This window comes from Imperialibacter roseus (assembly GCF_032999765.1).
GTDB lineage: Bacteria > Bacteroidota > Bacteroidia > Cytophagales > Cyclobacteriaceae > Imperialibacter > Imperialibacter roseus.
In genome coordinates this window covers 5,015,458-5,037,732 of the sequence record NZ_CP136051.1, presented here as the reverse complement: position 1 = coordinate 5,037,732, position 22,275 = coordinate 5,015,458, and the positions used below count along the sequence as shown (strand labels likewise).

General features: G+C 45.9%; 18 protein-coding genes and 1 tRNA gene. 13 read left to right on the top strand and 6 right to left on the bottom strand.

Features of this window, described 5'->3' with window-relative positions; translation table 11 throughout:
• Nucleotides 1-61 precede the first annotated feature (61 nt).
• From RT717_RS21310 to RT717_RS21285, 6 genes are all read left to right on the top strand, one after another.
• A complete protein-coding gene (locus RT717_RS21310) occupies nt 62-1,033 on the top strand; it encodes a helix-turn-helix transcriptional regulator (protein WP_317488376.1) in 972 nt (323 codons plus the stop codon).
• Between the two features lie 58 nt (nt 1,034-1,091).
• Nucleotides 1,092-1,910 (top strand): glycosyltransferase family 2 protein, encoded by an 819-nt coding sequence (locus tag RT717_RS21305; RefSeq protein WP_317488375.1) that lies wholly within the window; start codon nt 1,092-1,094, stop codon nt 1,908-1,910.
• A 56-nt stretch (nt 1,911-1,966) separates the two neighbouring features.
• Nucleotides 1,967-3,094 (top strand): glycosyltransferase, encoded by a 1,128-nt coding sequence (locus RT717_RS21300; protein WP_317488374.1) that lies wholly within the window; start codon nt 1,967-1,969, stop codon nt 3,092-3,094.
• A 191-nt stretch (nt 3,095-3,285) separates the two neighbouring features.
• Nucleotides 3,286-3,798, top strand: a complete 513-nt coding sequence (locus RT717_RS21295) for a glycosyltransferase family protein (protein WP_317488373.1) — start codon at nt 3,286-3,288, stop codon at nt 3,796-3,798.
• On the top strand, nt 3,795-4,610 hold the full coding sequence (locus RT717_RS21290; RefSeq protein ID WP_317488372.1) for a glycosyltransferase: 816 nt from the start codon (nt 3,795-3,797) through the stop codon (nt 4,608-4,610). The genes RT717_RS21295 and RT717_RS21290 overlap by 4 nt, the downstream gene beginning before the upstream one ends.
• 150 nt (nt 4,611-4,760) lie before the next feature.
• Nucleotides 4,761-5,648: a class I SAM-dependent methyltransferase gene (locus RT717_RS21285; RefSeq protein ID WP_317488371.1), complete on the top strand. Its 888-nt coding sequence runs from the start codon at nt 4,761-4,763 to the stop codon at nt 5,646-5,648.
• 7 nt (nt 5,649-5,655) lie between these two features.
• Here RT717_RS21285 and RT717_RS21280 read toward each other — a convergent pair whose 3' ends face one another.
• Complete coding sequence (locus tag RT717_RS21280) at nt 5,656-7,134, bottom strand: S8 family serine peptidase (protein ID WP_317488370.1); 1,479 nt, start codon at nt 7,132-7,134, stop codon at nt 5,656-5,658.
• Nucleotides 7,135-7,166: 32 nt separating this feature from the next.
• Between RT717_RS21280 and RT717_RS21275 the strand changes: the two genes are divergently transcribed.
• The gene (locus RT717_RS21275) at nt 7,167-8,459 is read left to right on the top strand and encodes an aminopeptidase P family protein (protein ID WP_317488369.1); all 1,293 of its coding nucleotides are present in this window, start codon (nt 7,167-7,169) and stop codon (nt 8,457-8,459) included.
• Nucleotides 8,456-8,872 (top strand): RidA family protein, encoded by a 417-nt coding sequence (locus tag RT717_RS21270; RefSeq protein ID WP_317488368.1) that lies wholly within the window; start codon nt 8,456-8,458, stop codon nt 8,870-8,872. Before RT717_RS21275 ends, RT717_RS21270 begins: the two co-directional genes overlap by 4 nt.
• A 29-nt stretch (nt 8,873-8,901) precedes the next feature.
• On the opposite strand, the gene RT717_RS21265 is transcribed toward RT717_RS21270, so the two are convergent.
• Nucleotides 8,902-8,976, bottom strand: a tRNA-Pro gene (locus RT717_RS21265).
• A gap of 7 nt (nt 8,977-8,983) precedes the next feature.
• Nucleotides 8,984-9,235, bottom strand: a complete 252-nt coding sequence (locus RT717_RS28560) for a GIY-YIG nuclease family protein (RefSeq protein ID WP_394854103.1) — start codon at nt 9,233-9,235, stop codon at nt 8,984-8,986.
• Between the two features lie 301 nt (nt 9,236-9,536).
• Between RT717_RS28560 and RT717_RS21260 the strand changes: the two genes are divergently transcribed.
• The 3 genes from RT717_RS21260 to RT717_RS21250 are packed head-to-tail and all read left to right on the top strand — an operon-like array spanning nt 9,537 to nt 12,268.
• Nucleotides 9,537-10,094 carry an RNA polymerase sigma factor gene (locus RT717_RS21260; protein ID WP_317488367.1) on the top strand — a complete coding sequence of 186 codons (558 nt, stop codon included), beginning with the start codon at nt 9,537-9,539 and terminating at the stop codon, nt 10,092-10,094.
• A complete protein-coding gene (locus RT717_RS21255; RefSeq protein ID WP_317488366.1) occupies nt 10,087-11,478 on the top strand; it encodes a hypothetical protein in 1,392 nt (463 codons plus the stop codon). The genes RT717_RS21260 and RT717_RS21255 overlap by 8 nt, the downstream gene beginning before the upstream one ends.
• 4 nt (nt 11,479-11,482) lie before the next feature.
• A complete protein-coding gene (locus RT717_RS21250) occupies nt 11,483-12,268 on the top strand; it encodes a hypothetical protein (RefSeq protein ID WP_317488365.1) in 786 nt (261 codons plus the stop codon).
• 100 nt (nt 12,269-12,368) lie between these two features.
• Here RT717_RS21250 and RT717_RS21245 read toward each other — a convergent pair whose 3' ends face one another.
• The 3 genes from RT717_RS21245 to hemA form a co-directional block, all read right to left on the bottom strand.
• Complete coding sequence (locus RT717_RS21245) at nt 12,369-13,379, bottom strand: SRPBCC family protein (protein WP_317488364.1); 1,011 nt, start codon at nt 13,377-13,379, stop codon at nt 12,369-12,371.
• 97 nt (nt 13,380-13,476) lie between these two features.
• The gene (locus RT717_RS21240; protein WP_317488363.1) at nt 13,477-15,723 is read right to left on the bottom strand and encodes a WG repeat-containing protein; all 2,247 of its coding nucleotides are present in this window, start codon (nt 15,721-15,723) and stop codon (nt 13,477-13,479) included.
• 66 nt (nt 15,724-15,789) lie between these two features.
• Nucleotides 15,790-17,064 carry a glutamyl-tRNA reductase gene (gene hemA / locus RT717_RS21235; protein WP_317488362.1) on the bottom strand — a complete coding sequence of 425 codons (1,275 nt, stop codon included), beginning with the start codon at nt 17,062-17,064 and terminating at the stop codon, nt 15,790-15,792.
• 200 nt (nt 17,065-17,264) lie between these two features.
• Between hemA and RT717_RS21230 the strand changes: the two genes are divergently transcribed.
• Both RT717_RS21230 and RT717_RS21225 read left to right on the top strand, forming a co-directional pair.
• The gene (locus RT717_RS21230) at nt 17,265-18,185 is read left to right on the top strand and encodes a helix-hairpin-helix domain-containing protein (protein WP_317488361.1); all 921 of its coding nucleotides are present in this window, start codon (nt 17,265-17,267) and stop codon (nt 18,183-18,185) included.
• Nucleotides 18,186-18,248: 63 nt separating this feature from the next.
• On the top strand, nt 18,249-22,271 hold the full coding sequence (locus tag RT717_RS21225) for a DEAD/DEAH box helicase (RefSeq protein ID WP_317488360.1): 4,023 nt from the start codon (nt 18,249-18,251) through the stop codon (nt 22,269-22,271).
• Nucleotides 22,272-22,275: the final 4 nt, after the last annotated feature.

Here is a 22,275-nt window from a genome sequence, read left to right as displayed (position 1 = left end):
GCAAACCTTTGGCATGGTGCTACGTAAAACGGAGGGTTTCCTACGCAGAAAGTAATTTTTTATGTCATCCAATAACTTTTTAAGGCTCGATTATTCTGACGTGTTTCCAGCCACCGGTTTGTTGTCGAATCAACCTGCCCTTGACATCGAGTTTAACCTCCAGGCAGATTTTGGCAGCCACATCTGCACCAACCATTTTTTCGACGGAATCCAAACTTCGTTTTTGTTGGCTGAATTTTCCAGTGCACTGGAAATCTCTTACGAAGAGCCCCGGCGCAGCTTTAGCTTTTGCTTTAATTTTGAAGGAAATGTAGCCTCCAGGCACTGCGGACAACGCTATGACCTGGGGAAAGGGTACTATAACTTCTTTTTCGATCCGGATCCAGCAAAGGCGCATTATTTTAACAGTGGGAGCTCATATAACATTTTTCATATGACCATTGAGGCGGAAAAGTTGCTTTCTCTGATCGGGCAGGATGATCCGCTTTACGATCGTTTTGCTGAATGTATTTTGAAGGAAAATGGGATTCCTGGTTTTAGAACAAACCTGCCTCTTACCGTACAAGTAAAATCAATTATTGAGTCGATCAAATTTTGCCCGCTAAAGGGAGCGGCAAGGCGCTTGTTTATTGAGTCGAAGGTCTATGAGTTGCTGGCTTTGCAAATTGAGGTTTGGCAAAGAGAGTACGAAACATCTGGCTTTCAACAGCCTTTGGTCAAAGATGTTGAATTGATGCATGCTATACAAGAGTATCTTCAAGTGCACTTCCAGGACGATTTAAGCTTGAAAGCCATTGGTAAGGAGTTTGGGATTAATGAATGTAAACTAAAAAGTGGGTTCAAGGCTCACTTCGGGAGAACTGTTTTTGGCTATATCCAGGAGCTTCGCATGGAGTTTGCCAGGCAATTGCTTTCACAAAAAAGTTTCACAGTAAGTCTTGTGGCTGATAAACTCGGTTACCGGAATGCCAACCACTTCTCCACTGCCTTCAAGAAATATTTTGGCGAAAGTCCGGGTAAATTGAGGAGTTAGTAGTGGGAGGTTGGTAAATTTGAGGCCTTTGTTACATTTTGTCATCAAAAGTGAAAGCATGAAGGCTTCTGTCATCTTCAGTACATACAACTCACCCGCCTGGCTTGAAAAAGTGCTATGGGGGTTTAGCGTACAAACGACGAAAGACTTCGAAATAGTGATTGCCGACGATGGTTCGGGGCAGGAAACCAAAGAGTTGATTGAAAGGCTTCGCCCGGAAATGGGAGTGCCCGTCAAACATATATGGCAGGCGGACGATGGCTTTCAGAAGTCACGGATTCTCAACAAGGCCATTGTGGCCTCCGAAGCCGACTATCTGATTTTCACCGATGGTGATTGCATTCCCAGAAAAGATTTTGTTGAGATCCATTTAAAAAGCAGAAAGCAAGGTCATTTTTTGAGTGGGGGTTATTTTTTGCTTCCTATGCAAACGAGCATAACGATTGCGAAGGAAGATATTTTGACTCAAAGGTGCTTTAAAGTACGTTGGCTTAAGGCGCATGGCCTGAAGGGAAGCATCAAAACGCTGAAGCTATCGGCAAAGGGAGTTTTTCGATACCTGCTAAACGGGTTGACAAGAACCAAACCTACCTGGAATGGTCATAATTCGTCTGGCTGGAAGAATGACATTCTGGAAGCCAATGGATTTGACGAAAGGATGCAGTATGGCGGCCAGGATCGGGAGCTTGGAGAAAGGCTTGTAAACATGGGGATAAATGGTGTTCAGATAAGGTACAGTGCGATTGTTGTCCACCTCGATCATAAAAGAGGCTATAGAACCCAGGAGTCGGTGTTGAAGAACAGAGCCATACGAAAGAATACCAGGGACTCTGGTAAGAAGAGGACTGAGTTTGGGATTGTCAGAGAAAATGTTTGACAAAACCTGTTAAATTGATAGCTAGTAAACCGAAACCCTCCACTTCAATATAGAAAATGAGAATTTGTATCGCTCGCTCTCATAAGGATGTCTTAACCCAGACATTCATTAGAAATCAGATCAAGGGACTGTCAGAGCGAGCTGAAGTATTTCCTATTTATTCGGGCAGACTTCCGCAGCGTTCCGACGACGGAAAGCTGCTGTCTCCGTATCCAGTTTGGCTCATTCATCAGATCTACAAATGGATAACGGGGCGTCAAAACAATTACTTTGGGAACTACGGTATTTTGAGATTTCTCAAAAATAATAAAGTTGAAGTGCTGCTGGTCAATTTTGGAACAACGGCTTCATACTTTGTTCCAATTTGCAATCAGGCAAACGTTCCTTTGGTCGCCCACTTTCACGGGAGAGATGCTTCAAAAAGCAATGTATTCAAGCGCTATATCCATGGATATCAGGAGCTATTCAAATATGCCGCCGCTATTGTCGCTGTCTCCAGCGAGATGAAGAACAAGTTGATACAGGTGGGGGCCAGTGCTGATAAAATTCACATCATACCCTATGGCGTTGATTTGTCCATTTTCCGACCATCGGACAAGCCCAAAACTGATCAGCCGATATTCTTAACTGTTGGGAGGTTTGTTGAAAAAAAATCCCCCCAGTCCACTATCAAAGCCTTTGCCATCGTACTTAGGTCAGTGCCAGCGTGTCGATTGATAATGGTGGGGGACAAATCGGGAGAATTTGACCAATGCGTTCAGCTGGTTAATGAGCTCGGCATTCAGCAATCAGTAGAATTTGCCGGTGCCTTGCCTCACGCCGAAATCATCGATTTCATGAACAGAGCAACAGTATTTGTCCAACATTCCGTCCGATCCCGAGATGGAGACATGGAAGGTACACCAAACAGTATTCTTGAAGCCGGAGCGTGTGGACTACCGGTGGTTAGCACTTTGCATGGGGGGATTAAGGACGCAGTGATTGAAGGGGAGACAGGCTATCTGGTGGCAGAGCACGATATTGAGGGAATGGCCAGACAAATGTTGCGGCTCGCACAAGACTCAGGGCTGGCAGTTGAGATGGGGAGAAAAGCCCGTCTGCGGATAGAACGGGAGTACAATATTCATACTCAGGCTGATAAGCTTTTTCATCTCCTGCAGACTGTGGCAGGAAAATCCAATTAAGTTTACGTCTACTCTTTTTCTACCGCCTTCAGGAAATATTTTGGGGAAAGTCCGGGTAATGTAAGGAGTTAGTAGTGCGAGGTTGGTAAATTTGAGGCCTTTGTTACATTTTGCTAACAAAAGGGAAAGCATGAAGGCCTCAGTCATCTTCAGCACATACTACTCAACTTCCTGGCTTAAAAAAAGTACCATTGGGTTTTAGGGTGCAAACGACGAAAGACTTCGAAATAGTCATTGCAGGCGATGGCTTTCAGAAGTCAAGAATCCTCAACAAGGCTATTTTGATTCAGAAATGTTTCAAAGGATATTGGCATAAGGTGCATGGCCTGAAGGGAAGCATCAAAACGCTGAAGCTATCGGCAAAGGGAGTTTTTCGATACCAGCTAAACGGGCTAACAATGACTAAATCTATGTGGAATGGTTATAATTCGTCGGGCTGGAAGAATAATAATTTGGAAGCCGATGGATTTGACAAAAGGACGCAGTACGGTGGTCAGGGCCCGGAACTTGGAGGAAGCCTTGTGAACATGGGGATAAGTGGCATTCAGACAAGGTTCCGTGCGATTGTTGTCCACCTCGATCATAAAAGAGGCTACAGAACCCAGGAGTCGGTGTTGAAAAACATAGCCATACGAAAGAATACCAGAGACTTTGGCAAGAGGTGGGCTGAGTTTGAAATAGAAAAAAACGACCAGTTGACATGAAATCGTCCTTGATTATTTCGGTATATAAAAATACTGCGGACCTAAAAGTGGTGCTCGATGGTCTTTCTTTTCAAACTGATCAGGGTTTTGAAATAATTGTTTCTGAGGATGGAGAGAGCCCGGAGATGAGTGAATTTGTCGCCAGCTATCCTTTCAAAAATGACTATCAGCATTTGACGCAGCCAGATGTTGGATGGAGAAAAAACCAAGCGTTGAATAATGCAGTTAGGAAGGCCAAATCTGACTACTTGATATTTATTGACGGCGACTGTGTGCTCCACCATAAGTTTATTGAGAATCACCACAGGTATGCATCGAAAGAAAGGATCCTTGCCGGTAAACGGGTGAAGTTGGGGCCCGGGTATTCTGCTATTCTGCGTCAGAACACCGCTCATCTGCCTGGCTTCGAAAAGCAAGTGCAGGGCGAACTTTCGAAGGCGAAAAAGGATGGAGCAAAGTTTACCGAGGAGGCTTATTATATCAACCCGGATGGCCTGTTGGGTTTCGTGCCGAAAATTCGAAAGATGCACCAACTTAAGGGGTGCAACATGTCTTTTTTTAAAGAAGCGATAGAGAGAATCAACGGTTTTGACGAAGACTATATTTTGCCTGCCATTGGTGAGGATATTGATTTGACATGGCGGTTTTTGGGAATTGGGTTCAAATTGTATTCGTTGCGAAACCTGGCCGTGCAGTATCATTTGTATCACAAGGAGAATTGGACGGATCAGTCGGAAAATGAAGGACTGATGAAAATAAAGCAACAGCAAAAGCAGTTTGTTTGTCGAAATGGGCTTGAAAAGATGGAATAGCTACAGAACTGGCGAAGGACTGTTAGCAGAATGAAGGCTCACTTTTGTATAGATTCTAACTTTAGATTTATGTTACTACGAAGTTGTCGGATATGTAATGCTAGGGATAATCATGACACATATTTCCCGAAGGAAATGATGCACGGGCTCATGGAAGAGTTTACCTACTTTCAATGTAAGTCATGTCATTGCCTTCAGATCGAAACTATCCCAGCTAATTTACACAAATACTATCAGGAAGGTTATTACAGTTTTTCGCAGCACACAAAAGGTCAACATAAAGGGGCAAAGGGTTGGGTAAATAAGAGGGCGGTTTTGCATTCGATATTTAAAGATAACTTGGTTAACCGCTTGATTTCTTTTTTATCTCCTCAAGGAAAGTATAGAATTTTTGACAGATTAGGAGTTAATAGAGAAAGTAATATTCTTGATGTGGGCTGTGGAAATGGGAGGAAATTTCTATATCCATTGGCTGAGATAGGCTTTAAAAACCTACTTGGCTGTGATCCCTTTCTGAACGAACCGATAGCCTATGAAAATGGGTTGAACATTCTAAAAAATGATATATTTAGTGTCGTTGGAAAATGGGATATTATCACTTTTCATCACTCTTTTGAACATGTTACCAACCCAAAGGAGACTCTTGAAAAAGTAAGGGAACTCCTCTCACCGAATGGTATCTGCATTATCAGAGTTCCGACAGTTTCTAGCTATGCTTGGGAAAAATACAACACTAACTGGGTGCAACTAGATGCTCCTAGGCACATTTTTATTCACTCGACACAATCTATTGCTCAACTGGCCGCCAGCATTGGCTTGCAGCTGTTTAACACAGTTTTTGATTCGACTCATTTCCAGTTTGCTGGTAGTGAGAAGTATTTGAGGGGAATCCCACTGCGAACCGAAGAGAAGAGATCTCTTTTTGGGTATATGAGATACAAGAGAAAAAAGCTTTATTGGATGAAATTGGCGAAGAAATTGAATGAAGAAGGGAAAGGTGATCAAGCAGTGTTTTATTTTAGAAAGAAGGCTGCTTGAGAATGAATTACTCCCACTCCACCTCCATCACTAGCTCGTGATCAACTATTACCGTGGTGAACTTTGCGTTTTCAAGCTGCTTCACCTGCAGGCTGTTTGTCTCGGTGCTGAAAAACTCCTGTTTTATCACACTGAACCTATCTTTTTTATGAAAAAGGACGACGTTCTTTTTGCCCTCACCCTCAAGAGTGATAGACTTCTTCTTATTGGCTGATTGCGGAGCTATGGCCGCCGGTTCAGGAATCTCCACCAGGTCTTGCGTGATTCTGAAGAGCAGCCATTTTGCGCTTGGCACACCGTGGCCCATATAATTGTTTGGTGCCCCGGCCAGGTGGCCAGACTGCAAGATGAGTGCTTTCAGGTCGGTGTTTGAGAGTGCCGGAGATTTTTCCCAAAGGCAGGCAGCAAGTCCGGTTATTACCGGAGCAGAAAAAGAAGTGCCAGATGAGGCAAAGCAGCTAATCTCGGGCTTTAAAAACGGGGTAAAGTCGGTACCCGTTGAGCTGAAGGGCATTTTTCTCCAAAACTTTAAATCAGTTGAGCCCACGGTCAGCACGCCGGGGGCGTCTGCCGGAACGTCAATCACCTTCCAGCTGTTGTCACCGTCGTTGCCCGCTGCCACTACAATGAGCATCCCTTTTTCTTCGGTGGCCCTTTGGCAGGCAAGGCTAGCCAATGCGGTTTTTCCGTCCATCATTGCAGGAGTGTAGTTTTCTGCCGGGTTGTCGTAGTCGGTGTTATAGCCCAGCGAAATATTAACCAGCTTTACTTCCAGGCTGTCCATCCATTCCAGGGCTGCGATGAGAAAATCTTCTTCCTGCCGCTGCTCCCGGGCTCCGTGGTCTGTTCGGGCCAGGTAGTAGTCGGCACCGGTGGCCAAGCCAAATTGAATTCGTTTTTGAGCATTGTATCCGCCCGTCAGCTCCCACACTTCAGTGCCATGCTGATCATCCAAACTTCGGAAGCCACCGAACGGATCAGTGTCTGATGGCTGTAGAAAGTTGCGAAATGCTACGAGCCGACCGTCTGCAATAATCGGTGCCAGCGACGCTGTCTGTTCGGCACCCAAAAAACCACCGTCTATTATGCCTATTTTCACTCCTTTCCCGGTAAGCCCCTCATTAGTAAGGATTTTGGCATCCATCTGCTCCAGGGCAAAGCCCAATGTGGGCTCTTCAAATAAGGTGCGCTGAAGTTTCAGCGGAGTCACCTTCCTGCAGCTGTCTACGCCATCGATCTCGTTGTCAAGGCTTCCGTGGGCCGACCATGCATGAAACCATTTGCTCCAGGTCACGGGTTCCAGTTGTAGGCTCTCAAGTATTTTTTGGCTTTCTGTTTTAGAAATACCTTCGCTAATGAAATACCAATACTTGTCCTGTGCACGAGCAGACAGGAATTGGAGCGACAAAAGGCAGATAAACGAGACTTTTAACAGACCGTACCTACTTCTGAAATGTTTCCGATGTGCTATCTTTGAGTCAGACATTGTCCAATTATGAATTAAATCTAACTAATAGAATGAGATATCGCCCGGCAGGAAAGGAGCTTTTTACTTATAACAGAGAAAAGCTGCAGAAAAGATTGAAGCCCAATAGTGTGGCCATTGTAAGAGCCAACGATATTATGCCAACCAATGCTGATGGTACCATGGGCTTCAGACAAAATGCTGATCTCTTCTATCTTACCGGAATCGATCAGGAGGACACCATCGTGCTGCTGGCACCTGATTTCCCTGATGAAAGTCTGCGAGAAGTTCTTTTTCTACGAGAAACTAGTGAAGAGATAGCCATTTGGGAAGGGCACAAGTTTACAAAAGAGGAAGGCCGTGAGATTAGCGGTATCACAACGGTGAAATGGTCGCATGAATTTCATAAAGTGTTGTACACCATTCTGGCGGAGAGCACCAACATCTACCTGGAATCGAATGAGCATATAAGGGCAGCTTCAGAAGTGACCACCAGCAATCAGCGCTTTGTAAAATGGTGCATGGAGCATTATCCCTTGTACAACTACGAACGGCTTGCTCCGATACTGTATGACCTGCGGTGCATAAAATCAGAGAAAGAGATTGAAATCATCAAGCATGCCTGTGACATTACGGCCAACACTTTTCGAAAGATGCTGGGACTGATCAAGCCTGGTGTGTGGGAGTACGAAGTGGAGGCGGAATATATATATGAGTTTATTCTGCATCGCTCCAGAGGCTTTGCCTATACACCTATTATAGGTGGGGGCGCCAATTCATGTGTGCTGCACTACATCGAGAACAACCAGCAACTTAAATCCGGTGATGTGCTGCTAATGGACGTTGGCGCTGAGTACGGCAACTACAACGCCGATCTTACCCGCACTGTGCCTGTAAATGGTAAGTTTACTAAACGACAAAGGGCGGTGTATGATGCGGTGCTGCGTGTCAAGAACGATGCCATTGACATGCTGACGCCCGGTGGTGTGATACCTGAGTACCATAAGGAGGTTGGGAAAATCATGGAAAGCGAACTTCTGGGGCTTGGTTTGCTCGACAAGACAGATATTAAGAAGCAGAACCCTGCGTGGCCTGCCTATAAGAAATACTTTATGCATGGAACAAGCCACCACCTGGGTATTGATGTACACGACGTGGCCAGTATTTACAAGGTATTTGAGCCGGGAATGGTTTTCACGGTTGAGCCTGGGATTTATATCCGTGAGGAAGGGCTTGGAATCAGAATTGAAGACAATATTGTGATCACCAAAGAAGGCCATATCAACCTGCTGGCGGGTGCGCCATGCCATGCTGAGGAAATCGAGGATTTGATGAACAGGTCGTGAAAAATGCTTTCAACGCAGAAGGAGCTCCCGAGCCGGTAGGGCTTTATCCGCATGCCCGCAAGGTAGGAAACTTACTTTTTCTCTCTGGTGTGGGGCCCAGGAAAAAGGGAACGAAGGAAATCCCGGGCGTCGAATTGGACGAGGCCGGACATATAGTCTCCTACGACATGGAAGCGCAGTGCCGTTCCGTTTTTAACAATGTCAAACTGATTCTTGAGGCATCGGGTAGCAAGTGGGAAAACCTGGTGGATGTGACCGTGTTTCTCACCAACATGAAAGACGACTTTGCTGCCTATAACCGTCTTTATGCAGAGTATTTCAAAGACAATCAGCCCTGCCGAACGACGGTGGAAGTAACTGCCTTGCCCACACCCATTGCCATTGAGCTAAAGTGTGTGGCTACAATCGAATAAAAAAAGCCAGCAATTCTGCTGGCCTTTTGTCGAGGTGAGAAGATTCGAACTTCCGACCCCCACGTCCCTAACGTGGTGCGCTAACCGGGCTGCGCTACACCTCGAAAATCACTATCGAAGAAAGAACTCTTTATACTCTCTTTGGATAAACTCTTTGTTCCGAGTTTTTTTCAACAACTTTTCAAACCTAAGACCTTCTGCCTTCGTTTCAAAATCCCTTTGGAATATGAGCTCCCAGGGGCCTTTGAAGCGAGTGTAGAGTGACCGATTACTGTTATGATCTTTCAGTCGTTGTACTACATCATCAGAGGAGCCGTAATACCAACGACCACTTTTCGATTCAATGATGTAGACACTATACACATCAATTTTTTTTTTGGAGGCAATTGCCAGACCCTCCCGACTCGTCGGGATGCGCTAACCGGGCTGCGCTACACCTCGATTCCCCAAAACGGATTGCAATATTAGTAAAACACCCGTACATTCTAAAAGTCGACTCTCATTAAATTAGAGAAGAGGTGACAATTTTTCTCCCGGTATTGTATGATATCCTCCGGTGAGGCAACGCTTCTGTTGTTTTGATTTCGGGAACTATAGTTTTTTTAGCAGGCAACCTTTTCGACAAGTTATCATGTATTGTTTATAAAGATCTCAACCACCGTCATTGAAAGATTCTGATCATAGCGAGCTGAAGCGAATTATCAAAGGCTGCATGAATGGAAGAAGGGCTCAGCAAAAGGAGCTCTATCAGTCATTCTACAGCTATGCTATGAATATTTGTGTACTCTACGCAGAAAGCAGGGAAGATGCGGTGGAAATTATGAACGACGGGTTTATGAAAATATTTAAGTACATCGGCAAGTTCGACCTTTCCAGACCGTTCGTCCCCTGGCTGAGGAGGATCATGATCAATGCAGCCATCGACCGAACACGGAAGGATTTTCGATTTAATGAGATGAAGGACCTCGAAGAAGCGGAGTCGGTAGAAAGCGCTGACACGGTAATATCAGGTATTTCGCACGAAGAGATACTTGGGATATTGAAAAACCTCTCACCAGCGTATCGGACGGTGTTTAATTTATATGCCATTGAGGGCTACAAGCATGAGGAAATAGCCAGGCAGTTGGGGATATCCGTTGGTACCTCAAAATCTAACTATGCTAAAGCCAGAAAAAGACTTCAGGAGCAATTAAGAAACTTCTTTGAATCGGAAAATGTCTGACAAAGAGCAAAATATCGAAAACTTTTTCAAGAAGAGGCTTGGCCAAAAGGACTTTCCTTTCAGAGAAGAAGACTGGCTGCTAATGGAGGCCCGACTCGATGCGTCTGCTGTTTCTACCGCAGGAGGAGGGGGTTCTTTTGTAGGGCTGAAGGCTGTTGCGGCAGTAGTAGTGCTTACCGTCATCGCTTTCTTATCAGGGTGGTTTCTTAAAGAGTATTTTGATAACCGGGAGAGCAAAAATGGAGAGATCGGAAGAGTAATCCAACCAAAAAATAGTGGCGCATCAACGCTTCAATTGGATAGCCAGGCAACAGAGGAAAGCGAAAGCAAGCCGAAAATTTTAAACGAGAATCAGCCAACGGAAACCGACGCCAAATTACCCGGCAGAGAGGAGCTGTCAGATAGAAACGGAGAAGTTTCAACATCAAACTCAGCGGGCATTGCTGGGGAAGGCCGGGCGGAGCAAGGAGAGTCCTTTTCTCAGCAAAGAAGGGCAAAAGAGCCAGCCAAAGCCAGCTTTGATGCCGACGAATCAAAAGCATCAATTGGAACCAAAGAGGTGCCCCAAACACAGCAATCAGCTGGTCATCCGGGTGCGGGAAACGTAAATGACTTTTCAGAAGCAGGTTTCGAAGATGAACAGCGCCCAGAGATAATCACCCACCTGAGCAGCAAGCCATTGGCATATTCCCCGCTGATCGGTTACAAGGCAGCCTTTAACCTGGCACCACTATATGTGGACAATCCGTCTGAGGCAATTCCTGACGAAGGCTTTTATCGGTTTGCGGTTGGACTGGCAGCCTCTCCAGATGTAAGCAGTATCGGCTTTCACCCTAGTTTGAAAGAAATAGGAAAGGGGTTTGGGCTTTTAGCTGAGTACAGTCCTGGCAGGCGCTGGAAGCTGTCGGGTGGTGTGTATAAGTTCGACAAGGTATATGCTGCCGGTGCAGGCGACTACAACCCGCCGTTTGGGTCGGGCTGGCCTGGTGGGATAGAACCGATCCGCACAGACGCTTCGTGTAGTGTGCTGGATGTACCGATAACTGTCAGCTTGCAGGTGGTTAATATTGGCAGAACCCGGATTTGGGTTAGCGCAGGCATGTCATCTTACTGGATGCTATCAGAAAACTATAGCTACGTCTACGAAGAAGGTGTGGAGGGGCGCTACAAAGGTTGGTCCGGGGAAAATTGGAGCAACCATCCACTCAGTGTCGTTTCAGCTTCATTCAGTATCGAAACCTATTTGACCAGGCATTTTTCAGTTCAGTTGGAACCTTTTGTAAAAGCCCCGTTGGGTGGGGTTGGCTACGGTGATGTCCATTTGTTCACCACAGGAACCCTGGTCACAGCCAAATATCATTTTTTAAAAAAAACCATAAACTAAGACTATGAGAAAAAATTTACTTTTACTAACAGGGCTCACCGTATTTCTTTCCTCTTGCGGGGGAGGCGACGAAGATGCCACACCGGACTGCACTGTCAGCGACCTTGTCGTATCCATTGAAGGGTCGTCAAACGATGTTTGCGGGCAAGGGATAGGGGAAATAGAAGCAACGGCGACTGATGGAGCCGGGAGCTATGAGTTTTCTATCGACGGGCAATCGTTTCAAAGCAGTGGACTTTTTACTGGGTTAGAGGCAGGCGCCTACACAGTAACCGTGAGGGACGCCAATGACTGTATGAAAACTGTGGCTGCAAGTCTCTCTGATGAAGGCGGCCTTACCATTGAAGCCACTTCCACTTCCTCGACCTGCGGATCCTCTACTGGCGCAATTGCCGTGGAAGCTACGGGTGACGGAGGAAGCTTCCAATACAGACTGGATGATGGTGCCTTCGGCACCACGAGTGAGTTCACCGGGGTTTCAAGCGGGCTTCATATTGTGACTGTTAAGGATGAGACTGGTTGTGAAGAAGACAAAGAGGTTTTGGTGTTGTCGGGCGTGAGTTTCAAAGATCAGGTCTCTTCAATTATCTCCACCAATTGCGCTGTCGCTACATGCCATAATGGAACCGCCGGCATTCCAAACTTCACTTCATTCGGAGCTATTCAGGAAAATGCTGCTACTATCAAGGTGAAAACAGGTAACAAGACTATGCCGAAGGTGGGTTCATTAACTGATTTGGAAATTCAAACAATAGCTTGCTGGGTCGACGACGGTGCCAAAGACAATTGAAATGGTGTTTTGCATTTTGATTTGCGACTGAAGCGTGTGTATTACTAAAAAAGGGGCCATTTGGCCCCCTTTTTTCTTCCATATTTTTCTGTGGGTAGCACTACCTCGGTATATAATACACATTAGTCAGCCATTTACTGGTGTCAGGCTCGGTAGTTGGATCAGTTATATACTCCTCAATCACCATGAGGTCCTCGGTCATTTCAAGCCCCTTCGCTGTGAAGTAGTCGTCCATGGCGTAGTGCGCCTCACCGCTGCCCTCATAAGCACCGTAGTAGGCAATTTTGTAGCCACTGCCACCAGCCGGGAAAGCCTCAAACCCCTTGAGAGTGTATTCGCCCTCGACAGGAATGGCCGCTGCCATAACGGTCTGTTCGTTGGCTTCATCCCAAACAAAGTAGATGCTGCTGGGAGCTCCTGCCATCGGGGCCTTTTTCTTCGTCAACTCGCCGTAGGCAGCACCAAAGCTGCTGGCCATAAATCCCTGCATGTCGGCCCATTTTACAGTATCTTTTCTGCCAATATATGTTCGTGGAGAAAGCTCCATTTTTTCGACTTTTAGGCCTCTGAAAGTGTCGCTGCTGGCAATTGCCTCAGTCATTTTTTTAAGCTCTGCAAGGCCAGCTTCATAGTCTTTGCCAATAAACCCATCCATCATTGGCACCATCAGGTTCATGGGTCTTGGGTTGCTTCCCTGCATGCCCCAGGTAACTTTTGTTGCGCCGTCAACCTCCTCAAAAACGAGATAGGTAGCGGCTTCCGATTCGTAAGGAGTAAGAAAAACCAGTTTCTCATCTACACGTGAGTCAGTTACCGCTGTAATTTCCATTGAGCCTTTCCCCACGTCGTCATTTCCTTCCCAGGAGTATTTGGCTCCCACTTCTCCATCTGTACCTGTGATAGAGGTTGTCATATTTGGGTCTAGCTTTCCCCACGGATTCCATTTGGCGAAGTTTTCGAACCTGCCAGCTTGTTGCATTACCAGCTTCTTCGGAGCGTTGATAGTGGTGCTTCGTTCCACTTTGTACTCCGTGGGAATCATAAATATTGCCGCTGTCACAATCACCACCAGGGCAAGAACAATGTAAAGGATAATCTTAAGTGCTTTCATCGGATGATAAGTTTGGCAAACCTCTAAATTAGGAATTTTTCAAACTTAAAGCGCTGGCACAGAGATAATTAATTTGGTTCCGTTTCTGGCGGAGACATTAACGAACCAAAAAAGTTTCCGTCTTGCCTTCTTCTTTACAGAGGTAAAAGGCATTGTAGAGGTCGTAGTGAATGTCGTCGTAGACGGAAGGGATCACATCAACACCCTTTTCATTGATCAGGCCTTTCTGCCCCCTTTTTTCGACAACAAAAAGGCCATTTGGTAGTAGTTCCAACTGATTGAAACGAGGAAGCATGACGTAGGCTGACTTTCGGTGGTAAAAGCCATATTGATTTCCCTGCCTTAAAATATAGGTGTTCTTATCAACAGACTTGATCTCGTCAAAGTCCAGCCCAACCACTTCATCGCCACTCCTGTCAATGATACCAGACTTACCATTTCTAGAAACAACCGAGATACCATTGGAAAAAGGAGTAACTGAGTCGTAAATGGGCTGAACAACCAGCCGTTCTATTTTGTCAATAAACCCCCAGTGTCCCCGGAGTTTTATCGCCGCCATTCCTTCCTGGAAAAAAGCCGCACTGTCGTATCTGTTCGCAATTCGCAGTTTATTGTCCAGGTCAACGAAGCCGAATTTGTCGTCTTTCACAATGCCAAAAAATGCTTCGCTCAGTCCGGATACTCCCTGATATTTACTTGTACCGTCGCTAATCTTATTGCCGTCTTTGCCATAAGACCACCAGTAATCTCCCTGCCTTAGAAATACGACCGAATCCATATCGGGAATCATCACTTCGTTAAACTCAGGCGCTGTCACTTTTTGCCCCTTTGAGGTCAGCAGACCAAAGTTTCCGGATTCAGTTTCTTCGATCAGCCACGACTTGTTAGCGTATATCGAGTGACTGCTCGTATGTAGCCATCCACGACCAGGCGTCACAAGGTCTGTCGACTCACCATTTTTGATCAGGATCACGGCTTCGTTAATCACCTCACAATAGTCGTGCTTAGGTTCGAGCACCCAATCACCGTTGATGTCTATAACGCCCCATTTTCCTACATATTCAACTGCCGACATGCCTTCGACAAAGCTGTGAGCCCGCTCAAATTTGTGGTCGATAACTATTCCGCCGTTGAAGTCAAGAAACCCCCAGTAGGCATCCCGCCTGGCCATAATCAATTTGGATCCTTCGGGCTTTATCTGGTCGTAAGAATGCCTTGTAACTCTCCGGCCGTAAGTGTTATATACATCCCACAGCTCTTTGTCATTTTTTAGTATCTGCGTATAAAAGTACTTTCCATCGAAATAGAGCGAATCGTAGTATTGCTCAAGAAAGGGTTCACCCGACTTGTTGTACACCCTGAATTTGTTTTGCTCCTTGCTTACGACAAAATTCTCATCAGTGCGCACAACGCTCCAATTACTTTTGTTGCTGAGTTGCTCTCCGGAGATATTGATGATGGCTTCGCCCTGATAAGTCTGAACCCTGTACAAACTTGGCCCGATAGTTTCGATATCGTCGAACGAGAATGTTTTCAGCCTTTTGTTTTTCCCATCAGTCAGGTGCCACGACGGATAGGTGGTCAGGCGCAGCACGGAGTCGTTTTCAGGGACAATTTCTTTGTAAAAAGGCTCCAGTATTATACTGCCATCATTTCGCATGGCACCCAGCTTGCCCTCCTTGGAAATGATGAGGAGGTTGGAGTTGACACGGAACATGCTGTCGAGGTTTTCCACCGGCAACTTCAACCCGCCCACGGTCCATACCGATAGCTTGTCTCTGGCATCAACAGCCTGGTAGATGCCATTGCCAGCGTCCTTAATGGCTTTGAATTGGAAGGGGATTAGGGTAGCCTCAACACCTGAAATAAGGCCGTAGGAAATCTTTTGATTTTCATAGCGTGACGCAATGTAGTTGTCGCCAGATGAGATAATGTCGTAGTATTGGAAGCCTACCAGGGCAGTGCCTTTAGTGTCTAGCACGCCGAAGTAAAGAAAATGTTCGAAGCTGTCGGTTCGGGATGCCTTTAGGAAACCGTTACTCATGGGGGATAGGTCACGGTATACAGCTTTGGTAATCTGCTGATCATTTAGCGAGCTTAAACCCCAAAAACCATTCGACTTATAGCCGATAGTGGACGACAGTGGGTCGACACCTCCATTGCTCCACCCGATGTCCTCATATTTGGCAGGGATGAGGATTTTGCCCTGGTCATCCTTCAATCCTTTCCGGTTATTGAGCTCGAAAACTTCTAATACCCGTTCACCGTTTTTTTTGCCATACGAGAGAATTGGTGCTAAAGCAAGCACCAATGAGAAAACGAACCTAACTACAGAAAGCTTCATACGCCGCTAAATTAAGCAAACAGTTAGGAAAAGCGGCAAGAAATTAAATGATCGGGGATTGTATGCTTATGAATTGGTCGTTTCCGACTGCTTTTCGAGGTCAAACAGGTCGTTCAACACGTCGATAAGCGTTTCAGCCTCACCTCTTTTGCAGGCGGCTTTCAGCTGAAGTACAGGCAGCTTAATAATTTTCTGCATCATGCTCCTAGTCACCTTCTCCACTAATTTGCTATCATCCATGCTAGCTCCCTTGAGATACCTGGCAACTTCCTCCTGCCTGATCTGCTCAAGGGCGTTCTTCAGCTTGTTGATGGTGGGCGAAACTTCCATTTCTTTGGACCAGTCGAGCAGTTCAGCCATTGATCCGGAAATGATGGCCTTTACCTGTGGTATTGCAGCCAGCCTTTTTTCCAGTGCCTCACTTGTTTTGCTATGGATGTCGTCAATGTTGTAAAGCAGGGTTCCGTGCACTTCTTCTACTTCTTTTTCAATACTTCTTGGTACCGAAAGGTCAAGCATGTATTTGAAGGAAAGCGATTCTCCGTTTTGCAGGTGCTCTTTTCTGATCAGAGGCTCTTTATTGGCGACAGACGAAATAACAACATCAGCCTCCTTCATGGCTGCATAAACTGTGTCGAACGGTATGGCCTGAAAACCGCACTCAAGGGCTATTGCCTCAGCTTTCTCAAACGTTCTGTTGGCAATGAAAACCTCTTTGCTCTTGATGTACTCAAGATTGCGGCAAACATCTTCTCCTATTTCACCCAGCCCAACGATCAAAATTTTTGGTGTGGGGATGGCGGCAGTAAGCTCCCCAATCAACTCAACGGCGGCATAGCTCACAGAGGCTGCGCCGTCTCTGAAGGAGGTTTCCTGAACTACCTTTTTATTGGTGAAGAAAATCGTGTGCATCAGTCGGTGCAAAAATGGGCCCGCCATATCCTCGTCAGCCGACCACTGATATGATCGCTTCACCTGATTGGCTATTTGCAAATCACCAACTACCTGCGCCTCCAATCCCATGCTCACATCGAAAAGGTGCTGAAGGGCGTCTTTGTGGTCGTTAATCACCACGAAGAAATCTTTGTAGTCGCCAATATCACTGATTGACCTTTCGAGGGCAATCAGTTTGATAATGTCTTCGGAAAGGTCTTCTTCTGAAGAATAATAGACCTCAGTCCTGTTGCAAGTGGAAAGCACTAGCGCCTCATTGATGGGCGTAAATTCTTTGAAATACTTGAGCAAACGCTTGCATGCCTCCTCATCGAAGGACACAAGCTCTCTGATATTGAGCGGGGCGCTTTTGTACGATAGACTTACTGCTTTGAAAAACTTATGCATTTTCCACTTTAATTCGGATTCAAAAATAGCTCCGTATTGATTTTAAAGGAAATGACATTTGTCAGATAACTCAATTTAGAATGAGTTTAAATTACGGACAAATGCCTGGTACTGGCAGATGAACAGTTTTTTACCTTGAAATTGTTTACTGGAAGCCAAAAATATCTAACTTAATATTCAATAAATGCTTCTTATGGTCTATGAGCCAACTAAACAAATGGCTAAGAGAGAATTTTGGCTACAGTAAAAAAGAAATTAATGGTAGCATCATTCTTCTCTTTATCATTAGTGTACTATTCCTTGGAGTCTATGCACTTGACTACTACAGGTATGCTAGTAACGAGTATTCGTCTGAAAAAGATTTGGAACTTTTAGACAAATGGGCAGCGGAGCTTCAATGGGCTGAGGACATCGAAGAAAGTAAGGAAGCACCCCGCCAATTATTGGCCCTTACCAATTTGGAGAGATTTGACCCCAACCAGGTTTCGGAGGCGCAATTGAGACAAATGAATATACCGCCCTATCTGGCATCCAATTGGAGTAAGTATACGAGCCGGGGAGGTAGGTTTTACGATAGGGATGACGTACTCAAGCTTTATGGAATGGATTCCTCTATTTTTGAGCAGCTTGCCCCGTACTTATCAATAGCGAATACCAAGCCCAATTCGGACAATACCAGGCCAATAGCTGAAGGAAAGTCAGCGCTCGTCAAGGAAACAGCCAGGTTAATCGATATTAATCTGGCAACAGCAGAAGAATTGCAAACGGTACGAGGCATAGGCCCGGCTTATGCTGCCAGGATCATCAAATACCGGAACGCTCTTGGTGGGTTTCACGACCGTGGGCAGCTGGCGGAAGTATATGGCCTCAAACAAGAAACGGTATCCACCTTGTGGGAGAAGTTTGATCTCAATCCTGCTAATTGCTGTGTAAAGCTGTCGGTCAACACCATCCATTTGGATTCGTTAAAAAGGCAACCCTATATTAACTACAACCAGGCAAGAGCTTTGGTCGCCTACCGGGATCAGCATGGCAGATTTGCCAGCTGGAACGACGTGGCGGAAATAAAAATCATTCCAGATTCAACCATCCAAAAGTTAAAGCCGTATTTTGAATTCTAGTGAATAATGAACAATTAGGTTTATCGTTTACCTGATAGTTATCGAAAGGCCGCAAGCCGTCTTATGCGAAAAATTCTGCAATCCTACCTTCGTAAGCTTACCAATCTCACTGCCAATAATAGGTCGCTGCTTTTGTTGCGCCTGGCTTCCGATCAGTTTCTCGATTTGCATGATTTTGACTTCACTCTTGGGCAGCCCTCGTTTCATGTCATCAGCGACCTGATAGCGCAAAAAGCTAAGATTCCACTGTGCCAGATCATTGACAGCAGGGACTATAATAACAACAACCTGAGCGTTGGCCTGAAAAAACTGCACAGACTCGACCAATTCGTTTTTCAGGAAAGGGGCGGCCGTGATTTGTATGTAGGGTGGCCTTTTGTTCACGGCAAATTCAGCGATGGCACGCTGGTGCGGTGTCCTTTGCTTTTTTTTCCAGTGTCACTCGAAATGGATCAGAAAAACTGGGTGATGGTGCCCCGAAAGGATGTTAATGTCACCCTGAATAAGACCTTTCTGCTTGGGTACGCTTACTATAATAAGATTTCTTTAGATGAGGACTTAATAGAGCGGGTGTTTGACGATTTTGATAAGGACAGTCGGGTCTTTCGCACGGCACTTTACGAACTTCTGCGAGACAGCAAAGTAGAAGTCAATTTCAATCCCGAAAATTTTACTGATCAGCTAACAGGGTTCACCCCTTTTCTCAAAGACAAGTTTGAGCTCGGGCACGACACAGGGAAACTGAAGCTGATGACTGAAGCAGTGCTGGGCATCTTCCCTCAAAATGGGTCCTATATGGTGCCCGACTATCTCAAACTCATTGAGGAAAACACGCTGGAAAGCCTGGAAGACTTCTTCGTTGGTAAAACCAACCTGGAAGATGTGGTGGACAAAGTAGAGTACTCCTATGTCAGCAAGATAAAAGAAGAACAGACTTTTACGCCATTTGCCATCGATGCTTTCCAGGAAAATGCTTTAAAAACGGTAAAGAATGGCCATTCACTTGTGATCCAGGGGCCTCCTGGCACAGGCAAGTCGCAGCTTATCTGTAACCTCGTTTCGGACTTTATTGCCCGGGGCAAAAAGGTGCTGGTGGTTTGCCAAAAGAGGGCGGCGCTTGACGTGGTGCACCAGCGATTGAGCGAGAAAGACCTGGGAGCATTTGTGGCGCTGGTGCACGACTTCAAAAATGACAGGAAGGAGATCTACGAGCAGCTAGCCTCCCAGATCGACCGACTTGATGAGTACAAACTTAAGAACAACTCTCTGGACGCTATCCAGCTGGAAAGAGAGTTTACCCAGGTAAGCAGAAAAATAGATCAGATTTCGGAAGAGCTCAACGAGTTTAAGCAGGCGTTGTTTGATGATAAAGAGTCAGGCAAGTCGGTGAAAGAACTTTATCTCTCATCTGATTTGAAGGGAAGAACCATAACTCTAAAACAAGAATACAAGTATTTCACTTATGAGAAATTGGAGGCCTTTCAGCGCAAGATTGGCTATTATGTTAAGTATTCTTCGGTCTTCCGCACGGAGGAGCACCCCTGGGTTGATCGGGTGTCGTTTAGCCATTTTGGTGTGGCAGAGCTTGGGCGGGTGAAGGAGCTGGTGGTAGAAATTCAGAAGTTCAATCATGCCTTAGCAACAAGGTCTAAAGAAGCCCTCGGTGAGGCATTAAGCTTCGATGAGTGCCAGGACATGCTGGAGCGCCGGGGGCAGGTAAAAGAGATGTTCTCTCTCATCAACGATAAGACTGTGTACGAAACTTTTGTGCACATGTCGGCTTACCCCGATAGCGAAACAGACGCTCTTTGGCTGGCCAATAATGAGCGGATATTGATGGAGTGCTACAAGGGGCTGGGCCCTGAGTTGTCAACTCCGGGCAATGAGTTAGGCAGGTTGCAGGAGGTCCTGGAAAGGGGGCGTAAGGCAAGAAAGGGGCTTTTTAGCTGGTTCAGGTGGAAGTTCTTTTCCAAAGACAAAGTGTTTATTTCACGGGTGCTGGTGGCCAATAATTTGGAGAGCAATAAAAAGGGGTTTGAGGAGCTGATGATCATGGTGGACAGCCGCCTGAACCTTGAACACAACCTCACCAAGCTGAGAACCAGCGAATGGATATTGAACCCGCCGAATGCCATGTCGAAGATTGACCTGCAAAACTGGTTTTTCTTTGTGAGAAGGGCGATCAACGCAAAGATGATTTTCAGTTCGCTGAGACCTGTTGCAAAGGTGGTCAACCCAAAAAACTACACTTTCGAAGAGTTAAAAGAACTTACTGACAGATCATTTGAAGCCCTGGACGAGATTCCGTTGAAATGGGAGCAGTGGCAGGGATACTTCACGCCCAAGCAGATCAAAATGATTATCGGAAAGAAAGGGTACGCAGAGGAGTTGCTCAAGCGGCTGGACAAGGACTTCGACAGCCTTGTTGAATACGATAAACTGCTGGATAGCGTGCTACCCTACGAAAACCAGATTTTTGAGAAGCTTGAGGAAATTTCGCCCGACTGGGATGAAAAGGAGTGGAATGAGATTTTTGAGAACAGCCTCAATCTTCAGTGGATTGACCACATTGAAACAAAATACCCCATTTTGAGAGCGGTGTCTTCTCTGAAATTGGACACTTTGACAAAAGAACTTCAGGAGGCGGTGCAGAAGAAGAACCAGCTGAGTGGCGATATACTTTTATTGAGAATCAGGGAAAAGACATACAGCGAAGTGGAGTATAATCGGCTCAACAACCCGATTACCTACCGTGACCTGCAGCACCAGGTCACCAAAAAGAAGCGAGTTTGGCCGATCAGGAGACTTTTGGCTCACATGTCTGCCGAGGCTTTCAGATTGGTGCCCTGCTGGCTTACCTCTCCCGAGGCAGCTTCTGCTATTTTTCAGCTGGATGAGATATTTGACCTGGTCATTTTTGATGAAGCTTCCCAGTGTTTTGTGGAAAATGGTCTGGCTGCCATGTACAGGGGCAAGCAGGTGGTAGTGTCAGGCGATGACAAGCAGTTGCAGCCCAATGATCTGTATAAAATCCGGTGGGAGCAAAGTGAAGAGGAGGAAGAGATGGCGCTGGAGGCTGACTCCCTGCTGACACTGGCAAGGCAGCACCTGAGCCAGGTTTCTTTGCAGGGGCACTATCGCAGCCGTTCGCTCGACCTGATCGACTTCAGCAACCACTACTTTTACAAAGGCAAGTTGCAGCTGGTGCCTCATTTTGAAGTAATCAACGAGGCAAAACCTGCTATTTCCTACGAAAAAGTAGATGGCATATGGGAAAGCAGCCGAAACGATGAAGAGGCCACCAGAGTTGTGGATTTGATTGTTGATTGTCTTAAAAAGTCGCCGGACAAAAGTATTGGCGTGGTTACTTTCAACGCCGCTCAACAGTCGCATATTTTAGACTTGCTGGATACGTATCAGGCGGATCATAAAAAGCTGCTGCCTGATTCGCTGTTTGTGAAGAATATAGAAAATGTGCAGGGCGACGAAAGAGACATTATTATTTTCACTATTGGCTATGCGCCCGATGCTAAGGGGAAACTTCAGATGAAGTTTGGCTCGCTCAACCTCGAGGGTGGCGAAAACCGGCTGAATGTAGCCGTGACCAGGGCCAAGGAGCAGATTTTTGTGGTTAGCAGCATTTTGCCTCATCAGCTAAACGTTGATGGCTTAAGGAACGAGGGCCCTAAGATGCTGAGAAAGTACCTGGAGTATGCTTTCACTGTTTCAAATGGGGAGTTCAGACCGTATGCGCCTAAAGAGCCAGCCTTCTCGCAGCATTGGTACCTCAAATCAAGAATGACAAAGTGGTTGGAGACCGTGCCTCAGATGCGAAATATATCCATGACGGAAGACCTGAATTTTGCTGACCTCACAGTTAAGAAAAGGGAAGAATTTCTGGGGCTCATTTTTACTGATGACGACACTTATTTCAACAGCATTTCAGCAAAGGATGCCTATGTTTACCGATACACCTTGCTGATGGATAAAAAATGGAGGTCTACTCAGTTCTATTCCAGAGAGTTTTGGATTGACCCTGAAGGTGCTGAAGAGCGACTCTACAAGTTTATCGGGCAAATCGAGTAAATAG